General features: G+C 29.6%; 19 protein-coding genes and 1 riboswitch. Of the genes, 17 read left to right on the top strand and 2 right to left on the bottom strand.

Going from position 1 to position 21697, the window contains the following annotated elements; translation table 11 throughout:
• Nucleotides 1-760 precede the first annotated feature (760 nt).
• The 8 genes from ilvN to ilvC all read left to right on the top strand — a co-directional run bounded on the left by ilvN (nt 761) and on the right by ilvC (nt 10411).
• Nucleotides 761-1273: an acetolactate synthase small subunit gene (gene ilvN / locus J1C67_RS04490; protein WP_167866888.1), complete on the top strand. Its 513-nt coding sequence runs from the start codon at nt 761-763 to the stop codon at nt 1271-1273.
• Nucleotides 1274-1366: 93 nt separating this feature from the next.
• Complete coding sequence (gene cimA, locus J1C67_RS04485; protein WP_167866889.1) at nt 1367-2962, top strand: citramalate synthase; 1596 nt, start codon at nt 1367-1369, stop codon at nt 2960-2962.
• A 13-nt stretch (nt 2963-2975) separates the two neighbouring features.
• Nucleotides 2976-4235 (top strand): 3-isopropylmalate dehydratase large subunit, encoded by a 1260-nt coding sequence (gene leuC / locus J1C67_RS04480; protein ID WP_167866890.1) that lies wholly within the window; start codon nt 2976-2978, stop codon nt 4233-4235.
• Between the two features lie 15 nt (nt 4236-4250).
• Nucleotides 4251-4739: a 3-isopropylmalate dehydratase small subunit gene (gene leuD / locus J1C67_RS04475; protein ID WP_167866891.1), complete on the top strand. Its 489-nt coding sequence runs from the start codon at nt 4251-4253 to the stop codon at nt 4737-4739.
• Between the two features lie 53 nt (nt 4740-4792).
• A complete protein-coding gene (leuB, locus tag J1C67_RS04470) occupies nt 4793-5869 on the top strand; it encodes a 3-isopropylmalate dehydrogenase (protein WP_167866892.1) in 1077 nt (358 codons plus the stop codon).
• A 111-nt stretch (nt 5870-5980) separates the two neighbouring features.
• Nucleotides 5981-7639, top strand: a complete 1659-nt coding sequence (gene ilvD / locus J1C67_RS04465; RefSeq protein ID WP_167866893.1) for a dihydroxy-acid dehydratase — start codon at nt 5981-5983, stop codon at nt 7637-7639.
• Between the two features lie 77 nt (nt 7640-7716).
• Entirely contained in the window at nt 7717-9390 is a 1674-nt protein-coding gene (gene ilvB, locus J1C67_RS04460; protein WP_167866894.1) for a biosynthetic-type acetolactate synthase large subunit, read from the top strand.
• Between the two features lie 16 nt (nt 9391-9406).
• Entirely contained in the window at nt 9407-10411 is a 1005-nt protein-coding gene (gene ilvC, locus J1C67_RS04455) for a ketol-acid reductoisomerase (protein WP_167866895.1), read from the top strand.
• A 190-nt stretch (nt 10412-10601) separates the two neighbouring features.
• Here ilvC and J1C67_RS04450 read toward each other — a convergent pair whose 3' ends face one another.
• Nucleotides 10602-11225 (bottom strand): thioester domain-containing protein, encoded by a 624-nt coding sequence (locus J1C67_RS04450; RefSeq protein WP_167866896.1) that lies wholly within the window; start codon nt 11223-11225, stop codon nt 10602-10604.
• Nucleotides 11226-11502: 277 nt separating this feature from the next.
• Here J1C67_RS04450 and J1C67_RS04445 point away from each other — a divergent pair, with 277 nt between their 5' ends.
• The 8 genes from J1C67_RS04445 (at nt 11503) to J1C67_RS04410 (ending at nt 20551) form a co-directional block, all read left to right on the top strand.
• Nucleotides 11503-11763 (top strand): GIY-YIG nuclease family protein, encoded by a 261-nt coding sequence (locus tag J1C67_RS04445; protein ID WP_167866897.1) that lies wholly within the window; start codon nt 11503-11505, stop codon nt 11761-11763.
• Between the two features lie 46 nt (nt 11764-11809).
• Nucleotides 11810-11938, top strand: a riboswitch (SAM riboswitch).
• A 104-nt stretch (nt 11939-12042) separates the two neighbouring features.
• Complete coding sequence (locus J1C67_RS04440; RefSeq protein WP_167866898.1) at nt 12043-13197, top strand: trans-sulfuration enzyme family protein; 1155 nt, start codon at nt 12043-12045, stop codon at nt 13195-13197.
• Between the two features lie 2 nt (nt 13198-13199).
• Nucleotides 13200-14336 (top strand): trans-sulfuration enzyme family protein, encoded by a 1137-nt coding sequence (locus J1C67_RS04435; RefSeq protein ID WP_167866899.1) that lies wholly within the window; start codon nt 13200-13202, stop codon nt 14334-14336.
• 172 nt (nt 14337-14508) lie between these two features.
• Nucleotides 14509-14820, top strand: a complete 312-nt coding sequence (locus J1C67_RS04430) for a DUF1540 domain-containing protein (RefSeq protein WP_167866900.1) — start codon at nt 14509-14511, stop codon at nt 14818-14820.
• A complete protein-coding gene (locus J1C67_RS04425; protein WP_185169781.1) occupies nt 14777-15142 on the top strand; it encodes a DUF1540 domain-containing protein in 366 nt (121 codons plus the stop codon). The genes J1C67_RS04430 and J1C67_RS04425 overlap by 44 nt, the downstream gene beginning before the upstream one ends.
• 513 nt (nt 15143-15655) lie before the next feature.
• Nucleotides 15656-17482 (top strand): glutamine--fructose-6-phosphate transaminase (isomerizing), encoded by a 1827-nt coding sequence (gene glmS, locus J1C67_RS04420; RefSeq protein WP_167866902.1) that lies wholly within the window; start codon nt 15656-15658, stop codon nt 17480-17482.
• 125 nt (nt 17483-17607) lie between these two features.
• Nucleotides 17608-17769, top strand: coding sequence for a hypothetical protein (locus tag J1C67_RS04415; protein ID WP_167866903.1), 162 nt, complete (start codon nt 17608-17610; stop codon nt 17767-17769).
• Between the two features lie 367 nt (nt 17770-18136).
• Nucleotides 18137-20551, top strand: coding sequence for a sensor histidine kinase (locus J1C67_RS04410; protein WP_167866904.1), 2415 nt, complete (start codon nt 18137-18139; stop codon nt 20549-20551).
• A gap of 83 nt (nt 20552-20634) precedes the next feature.
• Here the strand turns inward: J1C67_RS04410 and J1C67_RS04405 are convergent, their stop codons facing one another.
• Nucleotides 20635-21366, bottom strand: a complete 732-nt coding sequence (locus tag J1C67_RS04405) for an NAD-dependent protein deacylase (protein WP_089969273.1) — start codon at nt 21364-21366, stop codon at nt 20635-20637.
• Between the two features lie 145 nt (nt 21367-21511).
• Between J1C67_RS04405 and J1C67_RS04400 the strand changes: the two genes are divergently transcribed.
• On the top strand, nt 21512-21664 hold the full coding sequence (locus J1C67_RS04400; protein ID WP_167866905.1) for a hypothetical protein: 153 nt from the start codon (nt 21512-21514) through the stop codon (nt 21662-21664).
• Nucleotides 21665-21697 lie beyond the last annotated feature (33 nt).

Below are 21697 nucleotides of genomic sequence, written 5' to 3'. Positions count from 1 at the left end.
TATATAAGTTGTTTAATACTTATATATAAATGCTCTTTTTTTTATTGGGTGAAAATATTATAGTAGTTATTCTCTTGAAATTTTAAAGGATTCACTTCAAATTTGTTATCAATAGTTATTAATAGATATATAATGCAAAGTAAAAGGCAGTGTAAAAAATGAACTCAGAAGGAATAAAAAATTCTCTTTTCCTGTTAAAAACTAGCTCTCTGAATATAAAATAGTTGCTGGTAAGATAATTAAAAATGAACAATGAAGTATATAGCAATAAAAACCTTAATATAATAATATATAAATAACAAATAGATAAATATATTATTATATTAATAAAAAATATAGTGTTTTAATAATAAAAAGATAATTAAATGTATTATGAAAACAATATAAAAATCATATTGGTAAATATTTATATAAATAGTTGACGTTGGAAAAACAAAGTAGTAATATATTTACAATACCAAAATTTAATAGGACCTTAAAATTTTGAAAATGCGTTGATGGAGAAGGTTAATTAGGGAAAAAAGTTGTAGAGAGTTCGCGGTTGGTGCAAGCGAATACTTTAACTAATTAAGTATCACTCCTAAGCAGTATGGTTGAAAGAGAAAAAATGCAAGTAAACCATAACCGGTATGCTCCGTTAGAGGCAAGGATTTGTTTGAATCTGGTGATGTTTATATTAAGGCGGAATGTTATTCCCACCAATATTGATCTATATCATTAAAGGTGGGTTTTTTTCATACTTTTTTAAGGGGGGCGAAAAATGGATAGGCATGTTTTATCAGTATTAGTTAAAAATTCATCTGGGGTATTAACTAGAGTAGCAGGTCTTTTTGCAAGAAGGGGATTCAATATTGACAGTTTAACTGTTGGTAGAACAGAAGATGCTAAAATATCTAGAATGACAATTGCTTTAATGGGGGATGAAGATATATTAGAACAAGTTATAAAGCAATTAAACAAGTTAGAAGATGTACAAAGGGTAGTAGAATTACACCCGCAGCAATCAGTTTATAGAGAATTAGTTCTAATTAAAGTTCGTGCAACAGCAGAAAACAGAGCAGCGATAAATGAAGTGGTAAAAATATTTAGAAGTAAAATTATAGATGTATCAGTAAATGCAGTAACTATTGAATTAACAGGGGATGAAAGCAAAATTAATGCATTAATTAAACTGATGCAAGAATATGGAATTCAAGAACTAGTAAGAACAGGGCTATCAGGTTTAGAAAGGGGAGACACTGACATAACAAACTATGGAGAATATTTTAATTAGCATTTAGGTATTTGAAAAAAATAGACTAGCGTATTGGCTTATTATTTTTTAAAATATGCATTAAGCTAACTAAGATTAAGGGGGCGTTATTTTGTGAGTAAATGTAAAATAGATATTCTTGATTCTACATTAAGAGATGGGGCACAAGGACAAGGGATATGCTTTTCTTTAGAAGATAAATTAAAGATAGTAACAGTTTTAGATGAAATAGGGGTAGCTTATATAGAAGCTGGAAATCCAGGGTCAAATCCAAAAGATATGGAGTTTTTCAAAAAAATTAAAAATGTTAAGTTAAACAATTCAAAGCTAGCAGCATTTGGATCTACTAGAAAACCTAATATAAAAGTAGAAGAGGATAATAATTTAAAAAGTCTATTGGAAGCAGAAACAGAGGTAACAGTAATTTTTGGGAAGTCATGGGATACTCAAGTAACAGACATTTTAAAAACTACACTAGAAGAAAATTTAAAAATGATAAAGGATTCAATAGGATTTTTAAAATCTAAAAATAAAGAAGTTATATTTGATTCAGAACATTTCTTTGATGGATATAAAAATAATAAGGAATATTCAATAAAGACATTAATTGCAGCAAAAGAATCTGGAGCAGATGTAATTGTATTATGTGATACAAATGGAGGCACGTTACCAAGTGAAATTAATGACATTACAAAAGATGTAGTTGAATTAATTGGAGGTAAAATAGGGATTCATTGTCACAATGATATTGGAATGGCTGTAGCAAATTCTATATGCGCAGTACAAGCAGGAGTTTGTCACATACAAGGAACATTTATTGGTGTAGGAGAACGGTGTGGTAATTCAAATTTAAGTACTATTATTCCAACTTTAAAGTTCAAAATGAATTATGATATTATTTCAGATAAGATAATAGAGGAGTTAACTTCTAAAGCCAGATATATAGCAGAAATTTCTAATATACCACTTACAGATGAAATGCCGTATGTAGGAAATTCAGCATTTGCACATAAAGGTGGAATGCATGTAGATGCGGTATGTAAATCATCAGACTCTTATGAACATATAAAACCAGAATCAATAGGAAACAATAGAAGATTTTTAGTATCAGAAGTTAGTGGGAAAAGCACAATTTTAAGAGAAGTGCAAAAGATATTTCCACTAATAACTAAAGATAGCAAAGAGATTCAGAATATTACGAATAGACTGAAAAAATTAGAGTGTGAAGGTTATAAGTTTGAAGGGGCTGAAGGTACTATAGAGCTTGTAATTAGAAAAATAATAGGTAAATATAAACCATTCTTTAAATTAAATCATTTTAAAATTATAGGAGAACAACCGGCGTGTAATGCTGATTTTAGTTCTACCGCATTAATTAATATAACTGTAGATGGAAAAACAGAAATGACAGCAGCGGAAGGTGATGGACCGGTTAATGCTTTAGATAAGGCTTTAAGAAAGGCGTTAGAAGTGTTTTATCCGGAGCTTAAGGATGTTAGATTAGTTGACTATAAAGTAAGAGTTTTAGATTCTGAAAGTGCAACAGGAGCGAAAGTTAGAGTATTAATTGAATCAACAGATGGAGAAGAAAATTGGAGTACAGTTGGGGTATCTAGAGATGTTATCCAAGCAAGTTGGGTAGCATTGGTAGATTCTATAGAGTATAAGTTAATAAAAGATATGGAAAGAAAAATGAAAATGTATTTTTAAGGGGGCAAAAAAAATGGGAATGACAATGACACAAAAAATATTAGCAGCTCACGCGGGGCTTAAAACTGTAAAGGCTGGACAATTAATTGAGGCAGACTTAGATTTAGTATTAGGAAATGATATTACGACACCAGTCGCTATAAAGGAATTTGAAAAATTTAAAGTAGATAAGGTGTTTAACAAAGAAAAAATTGCAATAGTACCAGATCACTTTACACCAAATAAGGATATAAAAGCAGCAGAGCAGTGTAAGTTCATAAGAGAATTTGCTAAAGATAAAGAAATAACTAATTTCTTTGAAGTTGGACAAATGGGAATTGAACATTGTCTAATCCCTGAAAAAGGGTTAGCAGTAGCTGGCGATGTAGTTATAGGAGCTGATTCACATACTTGCACATATGGAGCACTTGGAGCTTTTTCAACAGGGATAGGTTCAACAGATATGGCAGCTGGAATGGCTACAGGAAAATGTTGGTTTAAAGTGCCATCAGCAATCAAGTTTGTTTTGAAAAACAAGCCAGCTAAATGGGTTAGTGGTAAAGATGTAATACTGCACATAATTGGAATGATAGGTGTAGATGGAGCCTTATATAAATCAATGGAATTTGTTGGTGATGGGTTAGATTATTTATTAATAGATGACAGATTTACAATGGCTAATATGGCTATTGAAGCTGGTGCTAAAAATGGAATATTCCCTGTAGATAAAGAGACTATAGGATATTTAAAAGATCATGCAGCTAAAGAATGGAAAGTGTATGAAGCAGATGCAGATGCACAGTATGATGAAGTTTATGAAATAGATTTAAGCACATTAAGACCAACAATAGCATTTCCACATTTACCTGATAACACAAGAACAATTGATGAAGTTGGAGATGTAGAGGTTGATCAAGTTGTTATAGGTTCATGTACAAATGGAAGAATTTCAGATCTAAGAATTGCAAGAGATATACTTAAAGGCAAGCAAGTTAAAAAAGGAATTAGATGTATTGTTTTTCCAGGAACTCAAAAAATATATCTTCAGGCTATAAAAGAAGGAATATTAACAGATTTAGTTGAAGCGGGAGCAATAGTTTCAACGCCTACATGTGGACCATGTTTAGGTGGACATATGGGGATTTTAGCTAAGGGTGAAAGAGCAATATCAACTACAAATAGAAATTTTGTAGGAAGAATGGGGCATGTTGAATCTGAAGTTTATCTTTCAAGCCCAGCTGTTGCAGCGGCATCAGCACTTACAGGTAAAATAACAGATCCAGAATTAGTTTAATAGGGGGATAAGAGTATGAATGCAAGAGGTAAAGTTTTCAAATATGGAGACAATGTAGATACAGATGTAATAATTCCTGCAAGATATTTAAACACATCAGATCCAAAGGAATTAGCTGCGCATTGTATGGAAGATATAGATGCAGATTTTGTTAAAAAGGTAGAAAAAGGGGATATTATAGTTGCAAATAAGAATTTTGGATGTGGTTCTTCAAGAGAGCATGCTCCAATAGCAATTAAAGAAAGTGGAGTAAGTTGTGTAATAGCTTCAACTTTCGCAAGAATTTTCTATAGAAATGCAATTAATATAGGTTTACCAATAATAGAATGTGAGGAAGCAGTTAAGGCTATAGATGCTGGAGATGAGTTAGAAGTAGAATTTTCAACAGGGGTTATAAAAAATCTAACAAAAAATGAAACTTATAAAGGTGAAGGGTTCCCAGAGTTTATGCAAAAAATAATAAATAGTAATGGGTTAATTGGATATATAAAAAGTGAAAAATAATTAGTGAAATAAGTAAGCGATAAGCAGTAAGCAATTTAAATGGGGGTTTTAAAATGAATTATAAAATAGCGGTTATACCTGGTGACGGAATAGGGCCAGAAGTGATAGAAGAAACAGTGAAAATATTAGATAAAATAGGTGTTGATTTTGGTCATAGTTTTAAGTATGAATATTTATTAGCAGGTGGATGTGCAATAGATGAAAAAGGAACACCACTACCACAAGAAACTTTAGAAGCTTGCAAAAATAGTGATTCAATATTACTTGGAGCAGTAGGTGGACCAAAATGGGATATACCAAATGCAAAAGTAAGACCAGAGCAAGCTCTTTTAGGATTAAGAGGGGGATTAAATCTTTATTGCAACTTAAGACCAGCTCTTTTATATGCACCATTGAAGGATGCATCACCATTAAAGGAAAGCATAATTGGAGATGGAATTGATATTCTTGTAGTAAGAGAGTTAACAGGTGGAATTTACTTTGGAGAAAGAGGAAAAGAAGAAGTAAATGGTGTTGAAAGTGCTTATGATACAGAAAGATATAATGTTAATGAAGTTAAAAGAATAGCTAAAATAGGTTTTGAAACTGCAATGAAAAGAGATAAGAACCTTACAAGTGTAGATAAAGCTAATATATTAGAAAGCTCAAGGCTTTGGAGAAGTGTTGTAGATGAAATGTCTAAAGATTACCCTGAAGTTAAAGTTAGTCATCTTTATATTGATAATGCTGCAATGCAACTTGTAAGAAATCCTAGGCAGTTTGATGTAATAGTTACTTCAAACATGTTTGGAGATATTTTATCTGATGAAGCAAGTATGATAACAGGATCTATAGGAATGTTACCATCAGCATCACTTGGAGATGGGAAACTTGGAATGTATGAGCCAATTCATGGAAGCGCTCCAGATATTGCAGGGAAAGGAATAGCAAATCCTTTAGCTACAATACTTTCAGCAGCAATGATGCTTAGACATAGCTTTGGATTAGAAGAAGAAGCTATGTTAATAGAAAAATCAGTAATTGAAGTATTAGAAGAAGGATATAGGACTGGGGACATAATGAGTTTAGGAATGAAACTTATTGGAACTAAAGAAATTGGAAGATTAGTTTTAAATAAAATAGTTAAGTAACCTGAAAAAAATAACGAGTAAGGTGCGATATATATATTTTTTTCTAAGATATTTAAAGTATCTTAGAAAATTAATAAATAAAGATATTTTAAGCTGGAAGAGGTGGAAATTATGAGAAGTGATATAGTTAAAAAGGGTCCATCAAGAGCCCCGCATAGAGCTCTATTTAAGGCTACAGGGTTAACAGATGAAGAAATAAAAAAGCCTTTAATAGGAGTAGTTACATCGCAAAATGATATAATTCCAGGTCATATAAATTTAGATAAGATTGTTGAAGGGGTTAAAAAAGGAATTTTATTATCCGGAGGAACACCTTTAGTATTCCCAACTATAGGAGTGTGTGATGGTATTGCGATGGGACATGTGGGAATGAGATATTCTCTAGCAACAAGAGAACTTATAGCAGATACAATTGAGTGTATGACAATGGCTCATGGGTTTGATGCATTAGTTTTAATTCCAAACTGTGACAAAATTGTACCAGGGATGATAATGGCAGCACTTAGATTAAATATTCCAGCAGTTGTTGTAAGTGGTGGGCCAATGCTTGCAGGTAAGTTTAAAGATAAACCAGTATCACTTTCAACTGTGTTTGAAGCAGTAGGTGTTTTTGAAAATGGTGCAATGCTAGAAGGTGATTTATGTGATTTAGAAAATAAAGCATGTCCAACTTGTGGTTCTTGTTCTGGTATGTTTACGGCAAATTCTATGAATTGTTTAGCTGAAGCATTAGGACTTGCATTACCAGGAAATGGGACGATACCGGCAGTTTATTCAGAAAGAATAAGACTTGCTAAATATGCGGGTATGGCAGTGATAAATTTATTGGAGAAGGATATTAAGCCAAGAGATATAGTAAATGAAAAAGCAATAAGGAATGCATTAACTGTAGATATGGCGCTTGGATGTTCAACTAATAGTGTACTTCATTTAACAGCTATAGCAAATGAAGCTAAGATTGAAATGAATTTAGATATTATAAATGAAGTATCATCAAAAACGCCAAACCTTTGCAAATTAGCACCGGCATCCGAAACTCATATTGAGGATTTATATTGGGCAGGTGGAATACAAGCAGTAATTAAAGAATTATCTAAGAAGAATTTATTGAACTTAGATTGTATTACAGCAACATCAAAAACTCATGCTGAAAACATAGAGAAAGTAGAGGTCTTAGATAATACAGTAATAAAAAATATAGATAATCCATATAGTGAAACTGGTGGAATTGCAGTGCTTAGAGGTAATTTAGCAAAGGATGGGGCTGTAGTTAAAAGATCTGCAGTGGTTTTAGAGATGCTAAAACATGAGGGGCCAGCAAGAGTATTTAATTCTGAAGAAGAAACAATAGACGCAATACGTTCTAAGAAGATTGTATCAGGAGATGTAGTAGTAATTAGATATGAAGGACCTAAGGGTGGACCTGGAATGAGAGAAATGTTATCACCAACTTCAGCAATTGCAGGAATGGGACTGGATAAAAGTGTAGCATTAATAACAGATGGTAGATTTAGTGGAGCAACTAAAGGGGCTGCCATAGGACATGTATCACCAGAAGCTGCAGAAGGTGGAGTTATTGCACTAGTAGAAGAAGGGGATATAATTTCAATTGATATAAATGAAGGAAAGCTTGAACTTTTAGTTTCTGATGAAGTTTTAGAAGAAAGAAGAAAAAAATTAAAAATTCAAGAACCTAAAATAAAAGAAGGATATTTAGCTCGTTATGCTAAACTTGTAAGTTCGGCTAGTGCGGGGGCTGTATATAAGTAAGAGGCATATACAAGAAATAATAAACTGTATATAGGAATATTATTTTTTGAAGGTGCCTAAAATAAGGAGGGGGCAATGTGTTATTAACTGGGGCAGAAATATTAATAAAATCTTTGATAGATGAAGGTGTTAAAACTATATTTGGATATCCAGGGGGATCTGTTTTAAATATTTATGATGAACTATATAAATATAGTAAGGAAATAAATCATATTTTAACAAGTCATGAGCAGGGGGCAGCTCATGCAGCAGATGGATATTCAAGAGCAACTGGCAGAGTAGGAGTTTGTCTTGCAACATCAGGGCCAGGCGCAACAAACTTAGTAACAGGAATTGCAACTGCTTATATGGATTCAGTTCCTATGGTAGCTATAACTGGAAATGTACCAAAAGCACTACTTGGAAAAGATAGTTTTCAAGAAGTAGATATAACGGGTATTACAATACCAATAACTAAACACAATTATATAGTTAAAGATGTTAATGAATTACAAAATATAATAAGAGAAGCATTTTATATAGCACAAGAAGGAAGGCCAGGGCCAGTTCTTATAGATATTCCAAAGGATATTACAGCAAATAAAGCTATATATGAAAAGTTAATACCAAAGAATGTAGAAAAGAAAGAAAAACACATAACAGCAAAATCCTTAGAAGAAGTAGCACTGCTTATAAATGAATGTAATAGACCTTTTATATATGCAGGTGGTGGGGTTAATATAGCAGGAGCTAGCGAGGAAGTAATTAGATTTGCAGAAAAAATAAATGCGCCACTAGCAACTACATTAATGAGTACATCGGCTATTCCTTGCAATAATAGACTTTATACAGGAATGATAGGAATGCATGGAACTAAAGCATCAAACGTTGCTGCAACGAAATGTGATTTATTAATAACACTTGGAGCTAGATTTAGCGATAGAGTAATTAGTAGCCCAGATCATATTAAAAATGCAAAGATTGTTCAACTTGAAGTTGATCCAGCTGAAGTAAATAAAAATGTAAAGGTTGATGCATTTATAATAGGTGATTTAAAAGTAAGTTTAGAGAGGCTAATGCCGTTAATTAACAATAAGAAAAATGAAGAATGGCTTAATAATATAAATAATCTTAAAACTATTAAAAAGTTAGAAATGCCAGAAGAAGGATCTTTAACACCAAAGTTTTTATTTGAGAAATTAGATAAATTTGATAAAGGGGATTTTATAATTACAACAGAAGTTGGTCAACATCAAATGTGGGCTGCGCAATATTTTAATTATAAAACACCAAGAACATTTATATCATCTGGTGGGCTTGGAACTATGGGGTTTGGACTTGGAGCATCTATAGGTGCTCAAATGGCGAAAAAGGATAAGAGAGTCTTTAACATTGCTGGAGATGGTAGCTTTGGTATGAATTGTAATGAATTAGTTACAGCAGTTAAAAATAATCTACCAATTATAGTGATAATTATGAACAATAATTCGTTAGGGATGGTAAGGCAATGGCAAAGCTTATTCTATGAAGAAAGATATTCAGAAACTACTCTTAATAGATCTACTGACTTTGTAAAATTAGCAGAGGCTTTTGGGGCGAAAGGGTTAAGAGTATCAATGAAAGAAAATTTAGAAGAAGTTTTAAAAGATGCTTTAAATACTAATGGACCAGTTGTTATTGATTATATAATACACAGTGACAAAAAAGTATTTCCAATGGTTGCACCAGGTGCACCGATCAATCAAATCATAATGGAAGAAGATTTTAAATAATTAGGGGGCTAAAAAAATGGCAAAGATGTATTATGCAAAGGACACAAATTTAGAATTATTAAAAAATAAGAAGGTAGCAGTAATTGGTTATGGTAGCCAAGGTCATGCTCATGCATTAAATTTACATGAAAGTGGAATAGATGTAGTAGTTGGTCTTTATGAAGGCAGTAAATCGTGGAATAGAGCAAAAGAAGCGGGGCTTAAAGTTGCAACAGTTGAAGAGGCTTCTAAGGCAGCAGATGTAATAATGATATTAGTTCCAGATGAAAAGCAAAGAGCTATATATGAAGCTGGAATTGCACCTTATTTAGAAGAGGGTAATGCTTTAGTATTTGCACATGGATTCAATATTCATTACACTCAAATAGTTCCACCTGCAAATGTAGATGTATATATGGTTGCACCAAAGGGACCAGGACATATGGTAAGAAGAACATATACAGAAGGATCAGGAGTTCCATGTTTAATAGCTGTTCATCAAGATTACAGCGGCAAGGCTAAAGATTATGCTTTAGCTTATGCAAATGGAATAGGTGGAGCAAGAGCTGGTATATTAGAAACTACTTTTAAAGATGAAACGGAAACAGATTTATTTGGAGAACAAGCAGTTCTTTGTGGTGGATGTACAGCTCTTATAAAAGCTGGGTTTGAAACTTTAGTAGAAGCTGGATATGCACCAGAAAATGCGTACTTTGAATGTTTACATGAAATGAAATTAATAGTAGATTTAATGTATCAAGGTGGCATGAGCATGATGAGATATTCAATTTCAGACACTGCTGAATATGGTGATTATGTAGTTGGAAAGAGAATAGTAACAGATGAAACTAAGAAAGAAATGAAGAAAATATTAACTGAAATTCAAGATGGTACTTTCGCTAAAAACTGGTTAGTTGAAAACATGGTAGGAAGACCAAACTTCAATGCAACAAGAAGAATGGAATCAGAGCATCAAATCGAAACTGTAGGTAAAGAGTTAAGAGGAATGATGAGCTGGATAGATAGCAAAAAATTAGATTAGGCATTTTAAAAAACATAAGTTAATTATAAAAAAAAGGGGGTCATTCATAAATTATTATTAAAATAATTATGAATGACTCTCTTTTATAAAATTTTATACTAAATTAGAACTCTCTTTTTTCTTTAAATATAAGATTAAACGTTCAAGATAGAATATTAGGGCTATCATTTTTATTTTACAATGCCTAATATTATTTACCCGGGATAATATTAGACTCATCAATTATTGGAGAAATATCTGAAATAGGAAGACTTTCAGATATATTTATTGATAATATAACCACATGTTGAATGCTATCTGCAGTGAAAAATAAGTTTGTATCATAATTCAATTTAACATTTTTTAGAGTTAAAGAATTATTATATATAGTATTTATAGCTGTTATTATTTCAGGTCTATCTCCAGTTATTTTAGAAGTGTCATAACCCTCTATATAGCTCCAAATAGCAATTTGGGTTGCAAAGTAAGCGTCCTCTTCAGAGGGCAAGTTTAAATCCTTGGGTGATCTATTTGGGTAACCACAAGCTAAAATATTTTCAATATCATAGTTCACAGTGCCTTGATTAGTAAAAATTTCACTATGAGGATAATCTTTATCTATTTGTAAGCAGTAACCAATTCCGTTAGCAGAGGTTAATTTTTTAGCTACCATAGAAAAATTGTCATAATAGACTTTTCCTAAAATAATATTACTGGTATCAATAACTAATCCATTAGGACTAGCATGTGAAGAAACAGTTGCAAAGCTTGTAAATAAAAATAAACTTAATATTAAAGTTATAAGTAGAAATCTTGGCTTATTAAAAATTCTCATATAAATATTTCCTCCTAATTAATTTTGTTGGTAATAGTGTTAGTATTTATTAAAGAAAATATGTAAATATAAACAATTATTTTTTTAATTATATTAATATAATAATTAGATTTTCAAGTCGGAATATAACCTGTTTTATAAAATAGGTTATAGATAGTTTGAAAAATATCGAGATAATATATTGAACAAAAGGGGGAAATAGCTCAAATAAGAGGTATAGAATAGTGTATAATAAAAGCATGGAAAACAAGTGAAAGATATATTATAGGAGAAAAATATGAATTACATGTATATATTAAAATGTTCAGATAGTTCATTATATACAGGGTGGACTAATGATTTAGATAAGAGATTTAAAGTTCATTCACAAGGAAAGGGAGCAAAATATACTAAAGGAAGATTACCTGTAGAGTTAGTTTATTTTGAAGAATTTAACAATAAAATTGAGGCTATGAAAAGAGAATATGAAGTTAAACAACTAAGCAGAAAAGAAAAACAAAAATTAATTATAGAGAATGGATATAAAAAAAAAGATTGACAAAAAAAGTGAAAGCAATATAATAGAGTTATAAATTTAATATTAGATCTTATTAAGAGTGGTGGAGGGACTGGCCCTTTGAAACCCAGCAACCTATTTGATTAAATAACAATTTTAATTGATATTTAAATGAATGTGGTGCTAATTCCTGCAGGGTTATCCTGAAAAATAAGAAGAAAAGTAATATTCAGTATTACTATTAGACTAGATTATTCTAAGTCGCTTTTCATTTTATGAGAAGTGACTTTTTTTTATCTAAAAATAAAAGGGGGCAATTTTATGAGCAATTTTAATACATGCCATTTTGAAACAAGTGCAGTTAGGGGTGCTAGTGGTGGAGATGAGAAAACTGGGGCAATAAGTTTTCCAATATACCAAGCAGCTACATTTAAGCATAATGGATTACATGAAAGCACCGGATATGATTATTCAAGACTTCAAAATCCCACAAGAGAAGAACTAGAAAAAACTATAGCATTATTAGAATGTGGAAAAGAATCATTAGGGTTTTCAACAGGAGTAGCAGCTATAACAGCTTGTATAAATTTATTGGAATCTGGAGATCATGTGATTTTATCAGAGGATTTATATGGAGGAACATTTAGATTATTCAATGATATATACAGAATATATCATATTGAAGCAACATTTGTTGATACATCAAAAGAAGATGAAATTATAAAGGCTATAAAAAATAATACAAAAGTTATATTTGTAGAAACACCATCAAATCCATTAATGAGGATAACAGATATAAATATGATAGTAGATATATGTAAGAAGTATAACTTTATATCTATAGTAGATAATACATTTTTGACACCATATTACCAAAAACCTTTAAATCTCGGAATTGATTTAGTAGTTCATAGTGGCACTAAATATTTAGGTGGACATAATGATGTGCTCGCAGGATTTATAGTAGCTAATAACGAGGAGTTAATTAGTAAGCTTAGAATAATTCAAAAATCCACGGGAGCTACTCTTTCACCTTTTGATTCTTGGCTAGTATTAAGAGGATTGAAAACACTTCATATTAGAATGGATAGATGCCAAGAGAATGCTATTAAAATAGCTAACTGGTTAAAAGAAAATAAAAATATAGATAAGGTTTTTTATGTAGGGCTAAAAGAACATAAAGGATACGACGTAAATCAACTTCAAAGCAGGGGATTTGGAGCCATGATTTCATTTAGGGTAAAAGATAAAAATATAATTCCTAAAATATTATCAGGAGTAAGAGTTATTTCTTTTGCAGAAAGCTTAGGTGGAGTTGAGACATTAGTAACATATCCTTATACACAAACCCATGCAGAAATTCCGCTAGAAATTAAAGAAAAATTAGGGGTAGATGAATATCTATTAAGACTTTCTATTGGAATAGAGAAGATAGATGATTTAATAAAAGATTTAGAAATTGTATTGGAGGAATAATTATGAAATTTGGGACAAAAATTTTACATGGAGAGGGAAGTATAGATAAAAATACAGGCGCATTAAGTACGCCTATATACCAAACATCAACATATCATCAATTCGATATAGAAAATTTTGGGAAATATGACTATTCAAGATCTGCAAACCCGACTAGAGAGGTTTTAGAAAATTCTATAGCAGAATTAGAAGGTGGAAAATATGGATATGCATTTTCGTCTGGGATGGCTGCAATATCATCAGTTTTAAGTATTTTTTCAACAGGAGATCACATTATAGTTTGTGGAGATGTCTATGGAGGAACTTATAGAGCTGTAACACAATTATTTTCAAGATTTAATATAGAATTTACTTTTGTAGATGCATCGGAGAATCTAAATATAAAAAATGCAATAAAGGAAAATACAAAAGCGATATATTTAGAAACACCATCAAATCCATTGTTAAAAATTATAGATTTAAAAGCTTCAATTAAGTTAGCAAAAGAGTGTGGTGCAGTTGTTATTGTAGATAATACTTTTATGTCACCATATTTACAAAGGCCATTGGAATTAGGGGCGGATATAGTTGTGCATAGTGCAACAAAATTTATTGGGGGGCATAGTGATGTAATTGCAGGGCTTGCAGTTACAAGGGATGAGGCTATTGGTAAAAGAATATATCAAATCCAAAATACATTTGGAGCAATACTTGGGCCACAAGATTGTTGGTTAATTCTAAGAGGGCTAAAGACATTAAAAGTGAGAATGAAAGAATCACAAAAAAATGCAGAAGAGTTAGCTTCCTGGTTAGAAGATAGAGAAGAAGTAGAAGCTGTATATTATCCTGGATTAGATTCACATAAGGGAAAGGATATTCACTTTAGTCAAGCATATGGTGGTGGTGCAGTATTATCTTTCAAATTAAAGAATTTAGAAAAAACAACAGAATTTTTAAATAAAGTAACAAATGTTGCAGTGGCAGTAAGCCTAGGGGCAGTGGAAACAATAGTTTCTTATCCTGTAAAAATGAGTCATGCGTCAATACCAAAAGAAGAAAGAGAAAAATTAGGAGTAACAGACACTTTAATAAGAGTTTCGTTAGGGATTGAAGATATTGAAGATATAATAAAATCTTTTGAAGATGCATTAGTTAAATAAGAAAATATAAATAATTAATATTAGTAAAAGTGAGTTATAGATACATATAAAATTACATTGTATAAAAACATTTATATTACACAAAATACTAAATGAAATAAGAAAGTCTGAAAAACAACTATATAATTTATAGTTGTTTTTGAAGATATGTAAGTTTAAGGAGGATTTTAGTATGGCTAAATTAAATTGTTCAGTTAAAAATTGTACTAATAATTATGATAGTTATTGTTGTATAAATGAAATAAAAGTAGTTGGAGCACATGCAAGTGCTGCAGAAGCAACTTGTTGCGAAAATTTTCAAGAATCTAAGGGAGCTTTTACTAATAATATTCAAACACCAAACACAAATTTAAGTATTAATTGTGAGGCAACAAATTGTAATCATAATTATAATTGCAATTGCCAGGCTGATTATGTAGATATTAATGGCGCTTGGGATTATGAATGTGGAGAAACAAAATGTTCAAGTTTCTCTTGCAAATAATAATATGACAGGATTAATGTGCAGTGTGACTAGCTGTGCTTTCAATAAAGAAAACAAATGTTGCAATAATTCTATTTGTGTTGGTGGAAAATTAGCATCGCAATCTAGTAACACGTATTGCTCAAGCTTTCAAGAAGCAAAATTTTTAGTAAGTTTAAATGAAAATGGCAAAAATAGTGTATATATAGAATGTGAAGCTGAAAACTGTATTCATAATAAAGATGGAGAATGTAATGCAGAAAATATTATTATAAGTAGTGAAAATATCAATGAATACAATGATACAATGTGTGGAAGTTTTGAGGTATCAATTATTAAATAGAAAATTTATAGGTAGCTCAACTAAGCTACCTATTGTTATTTATAAGTTTATTTTACAACTCCTAAAGTCAAAGCAAATTAATAGTTAAGTTTTGTATAAAGGTCTAGACATCTATATGTATAGTTGTTAAGTTGAGTAAACAAGAGAAAGTAGGAGTAATATAAGAATAATTGCTATATATAATGGTAAATGAATAAATTTAATAAAAAACAGTTGATTTTAAGAAAAAAAGTGTTAAAATTAGTAAGAGTTTAAGAAAGTTTTGCATAGAATAAACTATATAAAGAATAATGGAGGTGAAATTAAAGCTAAAAATTAAGTATTAATTATTAAAAATAAAAGCGCCAGAACTAATATGAATTTCAATTTAGTTGACGAGGATGGGGAGTATCGATTCTTCGGCGGGTGCCCCACGGTATGCACTACCGTAAAAGGTTAATAAAACTACGAAGTAATTTGTAGCACAACATTAGCTAGGTGTTAAAAACTTACGAGAAGGAAGGAAGAAATAATATGTGCGGAATAGTTGGATATGTAGGAAATAGAGAGGCATCGCCTATTTTAGTTGAAGGATTATCAAAACTTGAATACAGAGGATATGATTCAGCAGGAGTTGCAATAATAGAAAATGGAGATCTTACAGTTAAAAGATGTAAAGGTCGTTTAAAGAATTTAGAGAACAACTTAGAAAAGGAACCAGTAAAAGGGACTATAGGAATAGGACATACTAGATGGGCAACTCATGGAGAGCCTTCAGATAGTAATTCACATCCTCATAGTAATGCTGAGGGAACAATTAGTGTTGTTCATAATGGAATAATAGAGAATTATATAAAACTTAGAGAATGGTTAGGTAGTAAAGGATATAAGTTTTATTCAGAAACAGATACAGAGGTAATTCCAAATCTAATAGATTATTATTATAAAGGTGACTTATTTGAAGCGTTAACAAAGGCTATAACTAAAATGGAAGGAAGCTATGCAATAGGTGTAATTTGTAAAAATGAACCAGATAAGCTTATAGCTGTTAGAAAAGACAGCCCATTAATAGTTGGACTTGGAAAAGACGAATTCTTCATAGCGTCAGATATACCAGCAGTACTTGAATATACAAGAGAAGTTTATTTACTAGAAGATAAAGAGTTTGTAATAATTACAAATGATGGAGTAACACTTAAAACAGAAGATGGAGAAGTAATAGATAAAGAAATTTTTCATGTTACTTGGGATATAGATGCAGCAGAAAAAGGTGGATTTGAAGATTTCATGCTTAAAGAAGTTTACGAACAACCTAAAGCTATAAGAGATACATTAACATCAAGAATAGCAGGTGATGCAAAAGTATCATTAGAAAATATAAAGTTTACAAAAGAAGAATTAGATAAGTTTGATAGAGTGTTTATAGTAGCTTGTGGAACAGCGTATCATGCAGGATTAGTTGGGAAAACAGTAATTGAAAATTTAGCTAAGATTCCTGTAGAAGTAGACATTGCATCAGAGTTTAGATATAGACAACCGTTAATTACGAAAAATTCACTATTAATAGTAATAAGTCAATCTGGAGAAACAGCAGATACATTAGCAGTTTTAAGAGATTCTAAAAAGCTAGGAGCAACAGTTTTAGCAGTAACAAATGTAGTTGGAAGTTCAGTTTCAAGAGAAGCTCACCATGTTTTATATACATGGGCAGGTCCAGAAATTGCAGTTGCATCAACAAAAGCTTATGAAACACAATTAATAGCGATGTATATACTAGGATTATATTTTGGTGAAGTTAAAGAAACAATATCTAAAGAAGAATCTAGTATTATAAAAGAAGAAATAGCTAATTTACCAAGTAAGGTAGAAATGATATTAACTCAGAAAGAAGAGCTACAAAAATTTGCTGCTAAGAATTACATGGATAAAGATGTGTTTTTCTTAGGAAGAGGTCTTGATTATGCAATAGCATTAGAAGGATCATTAAAATTAAAGGAAATATCATATATTCATTCAGAAGCCTATGCAGGTGGAGAATTAAAACATGGACCAATAGCTTTAATAGAAAAAGGAACAGTAGTTATTGCATTAGTAACTCAAGATAAACTTAAAGATAAGATGATAAGTAATATAAGAGAAGTTATAACAAGAGGAGCTAAAGTTTTAGCTATTGCAAATGAAGGCGATAAAGATATAGAAGGTGTAGTTGATGGAGTTATTTATATACCAAATACAAATCCAATATTAACACCAGTATTATCAGTAGTACCACTTCAATTAATTGCTTATTATATGGCAAAAGAAAAAGGTTGTGACGTGGATAAACCACGTAACTTAGCAAAATCAGTTACTGTAGAATAGAGAATTTATTTTAATAGGTAAGAGTATAAGTTTATAAAAAATGAATCTAAATGCATTATATGGTTATACTATAATTATAAGTATGTTGTGTAATCATAAATTTATAATCTATGGGGTGAAATATTATGGAAAATGAATTAGTAAAATTATTAAATGAATATAAAGAAACAGAAGAAGCTTTGGGCTTAGGGATGGATTGGTTAATAGAAAAAGATTATGCAAAAGGGAAACTAGATTTAGTGAAAGTAATAATAGCTGATTTAGAAAAATTAACTAAGGAAGTTTAATGTAACTATTTATTTTTTGAAGATACCTCAATATTAAAATACTCAAATATATATAGCTACACACTCATACATTTAGTGTATGAGTGTGTAGCTTTTTTTTATTTTAAAAGGTAATAGAATAATGTGTATAATTTTTTTGAAAAATATAGTAAATATTGAGTTTAAAACAAATATCTTGACAGTATATGGATAAATAATTATATTGTATACAAGGATACTATTAGAAAAAATTATATTATTTACAAAAAAACTATGCTGAAAATAAAAAAAAGTGTAGTTTTTTTGTAAATTTTGCTAAAAAATGTATACTAATGAAAACAGACAATGGTATTATGAAATAGTAGCATTATGTTTAAATTGCTAATGAGTGAAGAGGGGAATGGATATAGGAATGGAAATGAATTTAATAAATACTAAGGATAAAAAGTTAATAAATAGAAAAATTAAAATAGTATTATTGTTATCTATAATTACAATATCTATATTTATTATCAATTTAATAAATATAGATAAAGTGAATATATTTTCAAATGAAATGTGTAGGAGTATCATAAGCATAAATTATGTTCTTGCATTTATGGCTGTAATTACATGTTGGTTATATTACTACATGTATAAGAAAGATGAGTTTTTCGTAATAACATTACTTTATATAAGCATTGTTAGTGAATATTTATGCGAAACTATTTTTATGATAAAATCAGAACAAGTATCTAAAATGATAGGCCTATTAATATTTACTTCAATATTTAGAATGATATTAATTACACTTATTATAAAAGAAGATAATAAACTAACTAAATGGTTAAATAAAAGAAGAGAACTATCGGTAATAATATCAGTAGTAGTGACTGTTGCTTTAATATTATTAGAAATACATTTTAAATATAGTAAATTAATTATTAGTAGTAGAAACGTAATTATAATTTTGAACTTAGGAATAATAGTTTATTACAGTATTGTTATGACTATATTAGCTATTAAAATTATCAAGGAAAGTGATTTTATATGGGGAATAATAATAGCTAGTATAAATATGTTTATACTAAGAAAAATATATTCAATAATGGGTGTGTATAATTTTAATTTCAATGTTAATGTTAATTTATATTTTTGGTGCAAAATATTTACAGCGTGTGGTTTTTTTATATTAATAATAGGATTATTTATTGAGATAGTAAGTAGAGTTAAGGAAAATGAGGCTCTAAAGGAAGAACTTCAAGTGTTTTATAATTTAACTGAGCAGAATCCTATAAATAATGTAATCATGTATAATGAAAAAAATGAAGTTATATATGCCAATAGATTAATGAGAGATAATGGATATAGTGAAGGAAATGATAAAAATAATACATATAAAAACATAAATATATTAAATAATAATATAGATATTAAAGAAATTAATCAGATTAATATAAATAATCAAAAGAATAGTAAAAATGTTTATTTTAAAGATATAATATTTTTAAAAAGTGGTAGTATAATTAAATTAGATATTAGACAAGTTGAAATTAATAAGACTAAATCAAGAAGAGTAGTATCTTTTAGAGATATTACGGAAGATTATAAAAGGAATAGAGAAATAAAAATAAATGAAAACAAATTTATAACTATGACTGAAAGTATTAAAGACATAATATATACTCTAGATTTAGATGGAAACATTACTTATGTAAATACTATGGTTGAGCAAGTGGTTGGATACTCTAAGGAAGAATTAATAGGCGAAAAATACAATATTCTTTTAGATGAGATCCAGGAGAGTACATATAATTTCCTGAAAAACAATTATAAAGATAGTGCATTTATGGAGCATGATGTTGTGTGTAAAGATAAGAGTATAATTGTTATGGAATCGGTTGTTAGTAGAATTTATACTGACAACAACGAATTAGTTGGACATGTTATAGTTTCAAGAGATATTAGTTATAGAAATGAATTTGAATATTTAAAATTAAAATATAATGAAATGAAGGCTTATGACAAGATAAGAAATGAATTTTTTGCTAATTTATCTCATGAAATAAGGACACCTATAAATATAATTTATTCTTGCTTTCAATTATTAAGTATTCAGAAGGAAAACGGGGCTGAATCATTAGCTAGCTATTATAATAAATATGAGAGAACAATTAAACAAAATTGCTTTAGAATGTTAAGGCTCGTAAATAATTTAATAGATATTAGTAAAATAGATTCAGGATTCATAAAAATGAAATTTGGGAATCATAATATAATAAATTTAGTAGAAGATATAACTTTATCAATAGTACCCTATGTAGAAGCTAAAAAAATAAATATAATGTTTGATACAGAAGTGGAAGAATTAGAAATAAAGTGTGATCCAGATGAAATAGAGAGGGTTATGTTAAATATTATATCAAATGCTATAAAGTTTAATGATGTCGGTGGAAATATATTTGTAAATATATCAGTTAATGAAACTTGGGTAGAAATTAGTGTTAAAGATACTGGAATTGGAGTGTCAAAGGAGTTAAGAGAATACATATTTGAACGGTTTATACAAAGTGATAAATCTTTAAACAGAAAAAAGGAAGGTAGTGGAATTGGACTGGCATTAGTTAAGTCTTTAGTGGAACTGCATAATGGAGAAGTTTACTTAAATGATAATGAAGGTAAAGGTAGTGAGTTTATAGTTAAATTACCTAATATTATTTGTGAGAATATTCAGGAAGAAGTTAAAAATATAAGTGGAAATAATTCTAAGCCTACGGAAGAAAAAATATCTATAGAATTATCAGATATTTATGATTTATTATAAATTAATATTATAAGTATAAAAACCATTAAGAGGTTATAGAAATTTTGCTTTTATAAAATTCCTATAACCTCTTAGTGATTTTTTTATTTCAGAACACAATACTCAAGTACTCTTCCTATTGGTTCATTTATTACTATTTCTGCTATGTTATCATATTGGGTCTCGGATTTATTTATAAGGATTAAATGCTTTCCTTTAAAATATTTAATAAATCCAGCAGCTGGATATACCATAAGAGAGGTTCCACCTATTATTAACACCTCAGCATTAGAGATAAGATCTATAGATTTATTAATTATATCTTCATCTAGTCCTTCTTCATAAAGAACAACATCAGGTTTTACTAAACCGTCACATTCCTTGCAATGTGGAATAATGCCTTCAAGTGAAAGTAGTCCACATAGATCATAGAATTGTCCACAGCTAATGCAGTTGTTCCTGTGGATAGATCCATGAAGTTCTAATACATTTTTACTTCCTGCCATTTGATGAAGGCCATCAATATTTTGAGTTATAACACCTCTTAATTTACCTTTTTCCTCAAGTTTAGCTAGAGAAATATGTGCATTGTTTGGTTTTGCATTTTTATAAATTAACTTATCTTTATAAAATTTAAAAAATTCTTCTGTATGTTTAAAGAAAAAGCTATGAGAAACTAATTGCTCAGGAGTAAAATTTCTATTTAGATTTTCATTAAATAAACCAGTAGCACTTCTAAAATCGGGTATATTAGATTCAGTGCTTACGCCAGCACCACCAAAGAAAACTATGTTATTACTATTATCTATTATTTGTGATAACTTTTCTATACTCATTATAAACAACTCCAAACTATATTTATTACTTTTATTATTACATAATTAATGGGAAAAACAATGATTTTAATGTAAAAAATTAAGTCGTGATTAAGAAGTGGAAAAAGTGGTGATAATATAATATATAGGATAGGGGGAGTAGTAAATGATAAATTTTTTAATTAAGGTAAAATACTATGAAAAAAATAATAAGAATGGATATGATAATATTTTGTTTTATAAATATAGTGATTTTTGTAAATGGTTTATTAAAAATAGGGAAAATACAGAAATATTAGATGTTGTAGGAAGAGTTTAATAATATAAAAGCAGTATAACAAATAGTTATGCT

The sequence above is a fragment of the Clostridium gasigenes genome, assembly GCF_017348895.1.
Lineage (GTDB): Bacteria > Bacillota > Clostridia > Clostridiales > Clostridiaceae > Clostridium > Clostridium gasigenes.
Note: the sequence above shows the minus strand (reverse complement) of the source record. Positions and strands in the feature narration are given on the sequence as shown.

Bases quoted from the DNA above. Each gene is read 5' to 3' on its own strand.
- ilvN (WP_167866888.1), top strand. From the start codon at position 761: ATGGATAGGCATGTTTTATCAGTATTAGTTAAAAATTCATCTGGGGTA.
- leuC (WP_167866890.1), top strand. From the start codon at position 2,976: ATGGGAATGACAATGACACAAAAAATATTAGCAGCTCACGCGGGGCTT.
- leuD (WP_167866891.1), top strand. From the start codon at position 4,251: ATGAATGCAAGAGGTAAAGTTTTCAAATATGGAGACAATGTAGATACA.
- leuB (WP_167866892.1), top strand. From the start codon at position 4,793: ATGAATTATAAAATAGCGGTTATACCTGGTGACGGAATAGGGCCAGAA.
- ilvD (WP_167866893.1), top strand. From the start codon at position 5,981: ATGAGAAGTGATATAGTTAAAAAGGGTCCATCAAGAGCCCCGCATAGA.
- ilvC (WP_167866895.1), top strand. From the start codon at position 9,407: ATGGCAAAGATGTATTATGCAAAGGACACAAATTTAGAATTATTAAAA.
- J1C67_RS04450 (WP_167866896.1), bottom strand. From the start codon at position 11,225: ATGAGAATTTTTAATAAGCCAAGATTTCTACTTATAACTTTAATATTA.
- J1C67_RS04445 (WP_167866897.1), top strand. From the start codon at position 11,503: ATGAATTACATGTATATATTAAAATGTTCAGATAGTTCATTATATACA.
- J1C67_RS04440 (WP_167866898.1), top strand. From the start codon at position 12,043: ATGAGCAATTTTAATACATGCCATTTTGAAACAAGTGCAGTTAGGGGT.
- J1C67_RS04435 (WP_167866899.1), top strand. From the start codon at position 13,200: ATGAAATTTGGGACAAAAATTTTACATGGAGAGGGAAGTATAGATAAA.
- J1C67_RS04430 (WP_167866900.1), top strand. From the start codon at position 14,509: ATGGCTAAATTAAATTGTTCAGTTAAAAATTGTACTAATAATTATGAT.
- J1C67_RS04425 (WP_185169781.1), top strand. From the start codon at position 14,777: ATGAATGTGGAGAAACAAAATGTTCAAGTTTCTCTTGCAAATAATAAT.
- glmS (WP_167866902.1), top strand. From the start codon at position 15,656: ATGTGCGGAATAGTTGGATATGTAGGAAATAGAGAGGCATCGCCTATT.
- J1C67_RS04415 (WP_167866903.1), top strand. From the start codon at position 17,608: ATGGAAAATGAATTAGTAAAATTATTAAATGAATATAAAGAAACAGAA.
- J1C67_RS04405 (WP_089969273.1), bottom strand. From the start codon at position 21,366: ATGAGTATAGAAAAGTTATCACAAATAATAGATAATAGTAATAACATA.
- J1C67_RS04400 (WP_167866905.1), top strand. From the start codon at position 21,512: ATGATAAATTTTTTAATTAAGGTAAAATACTATGAAAAAAATAATAAG.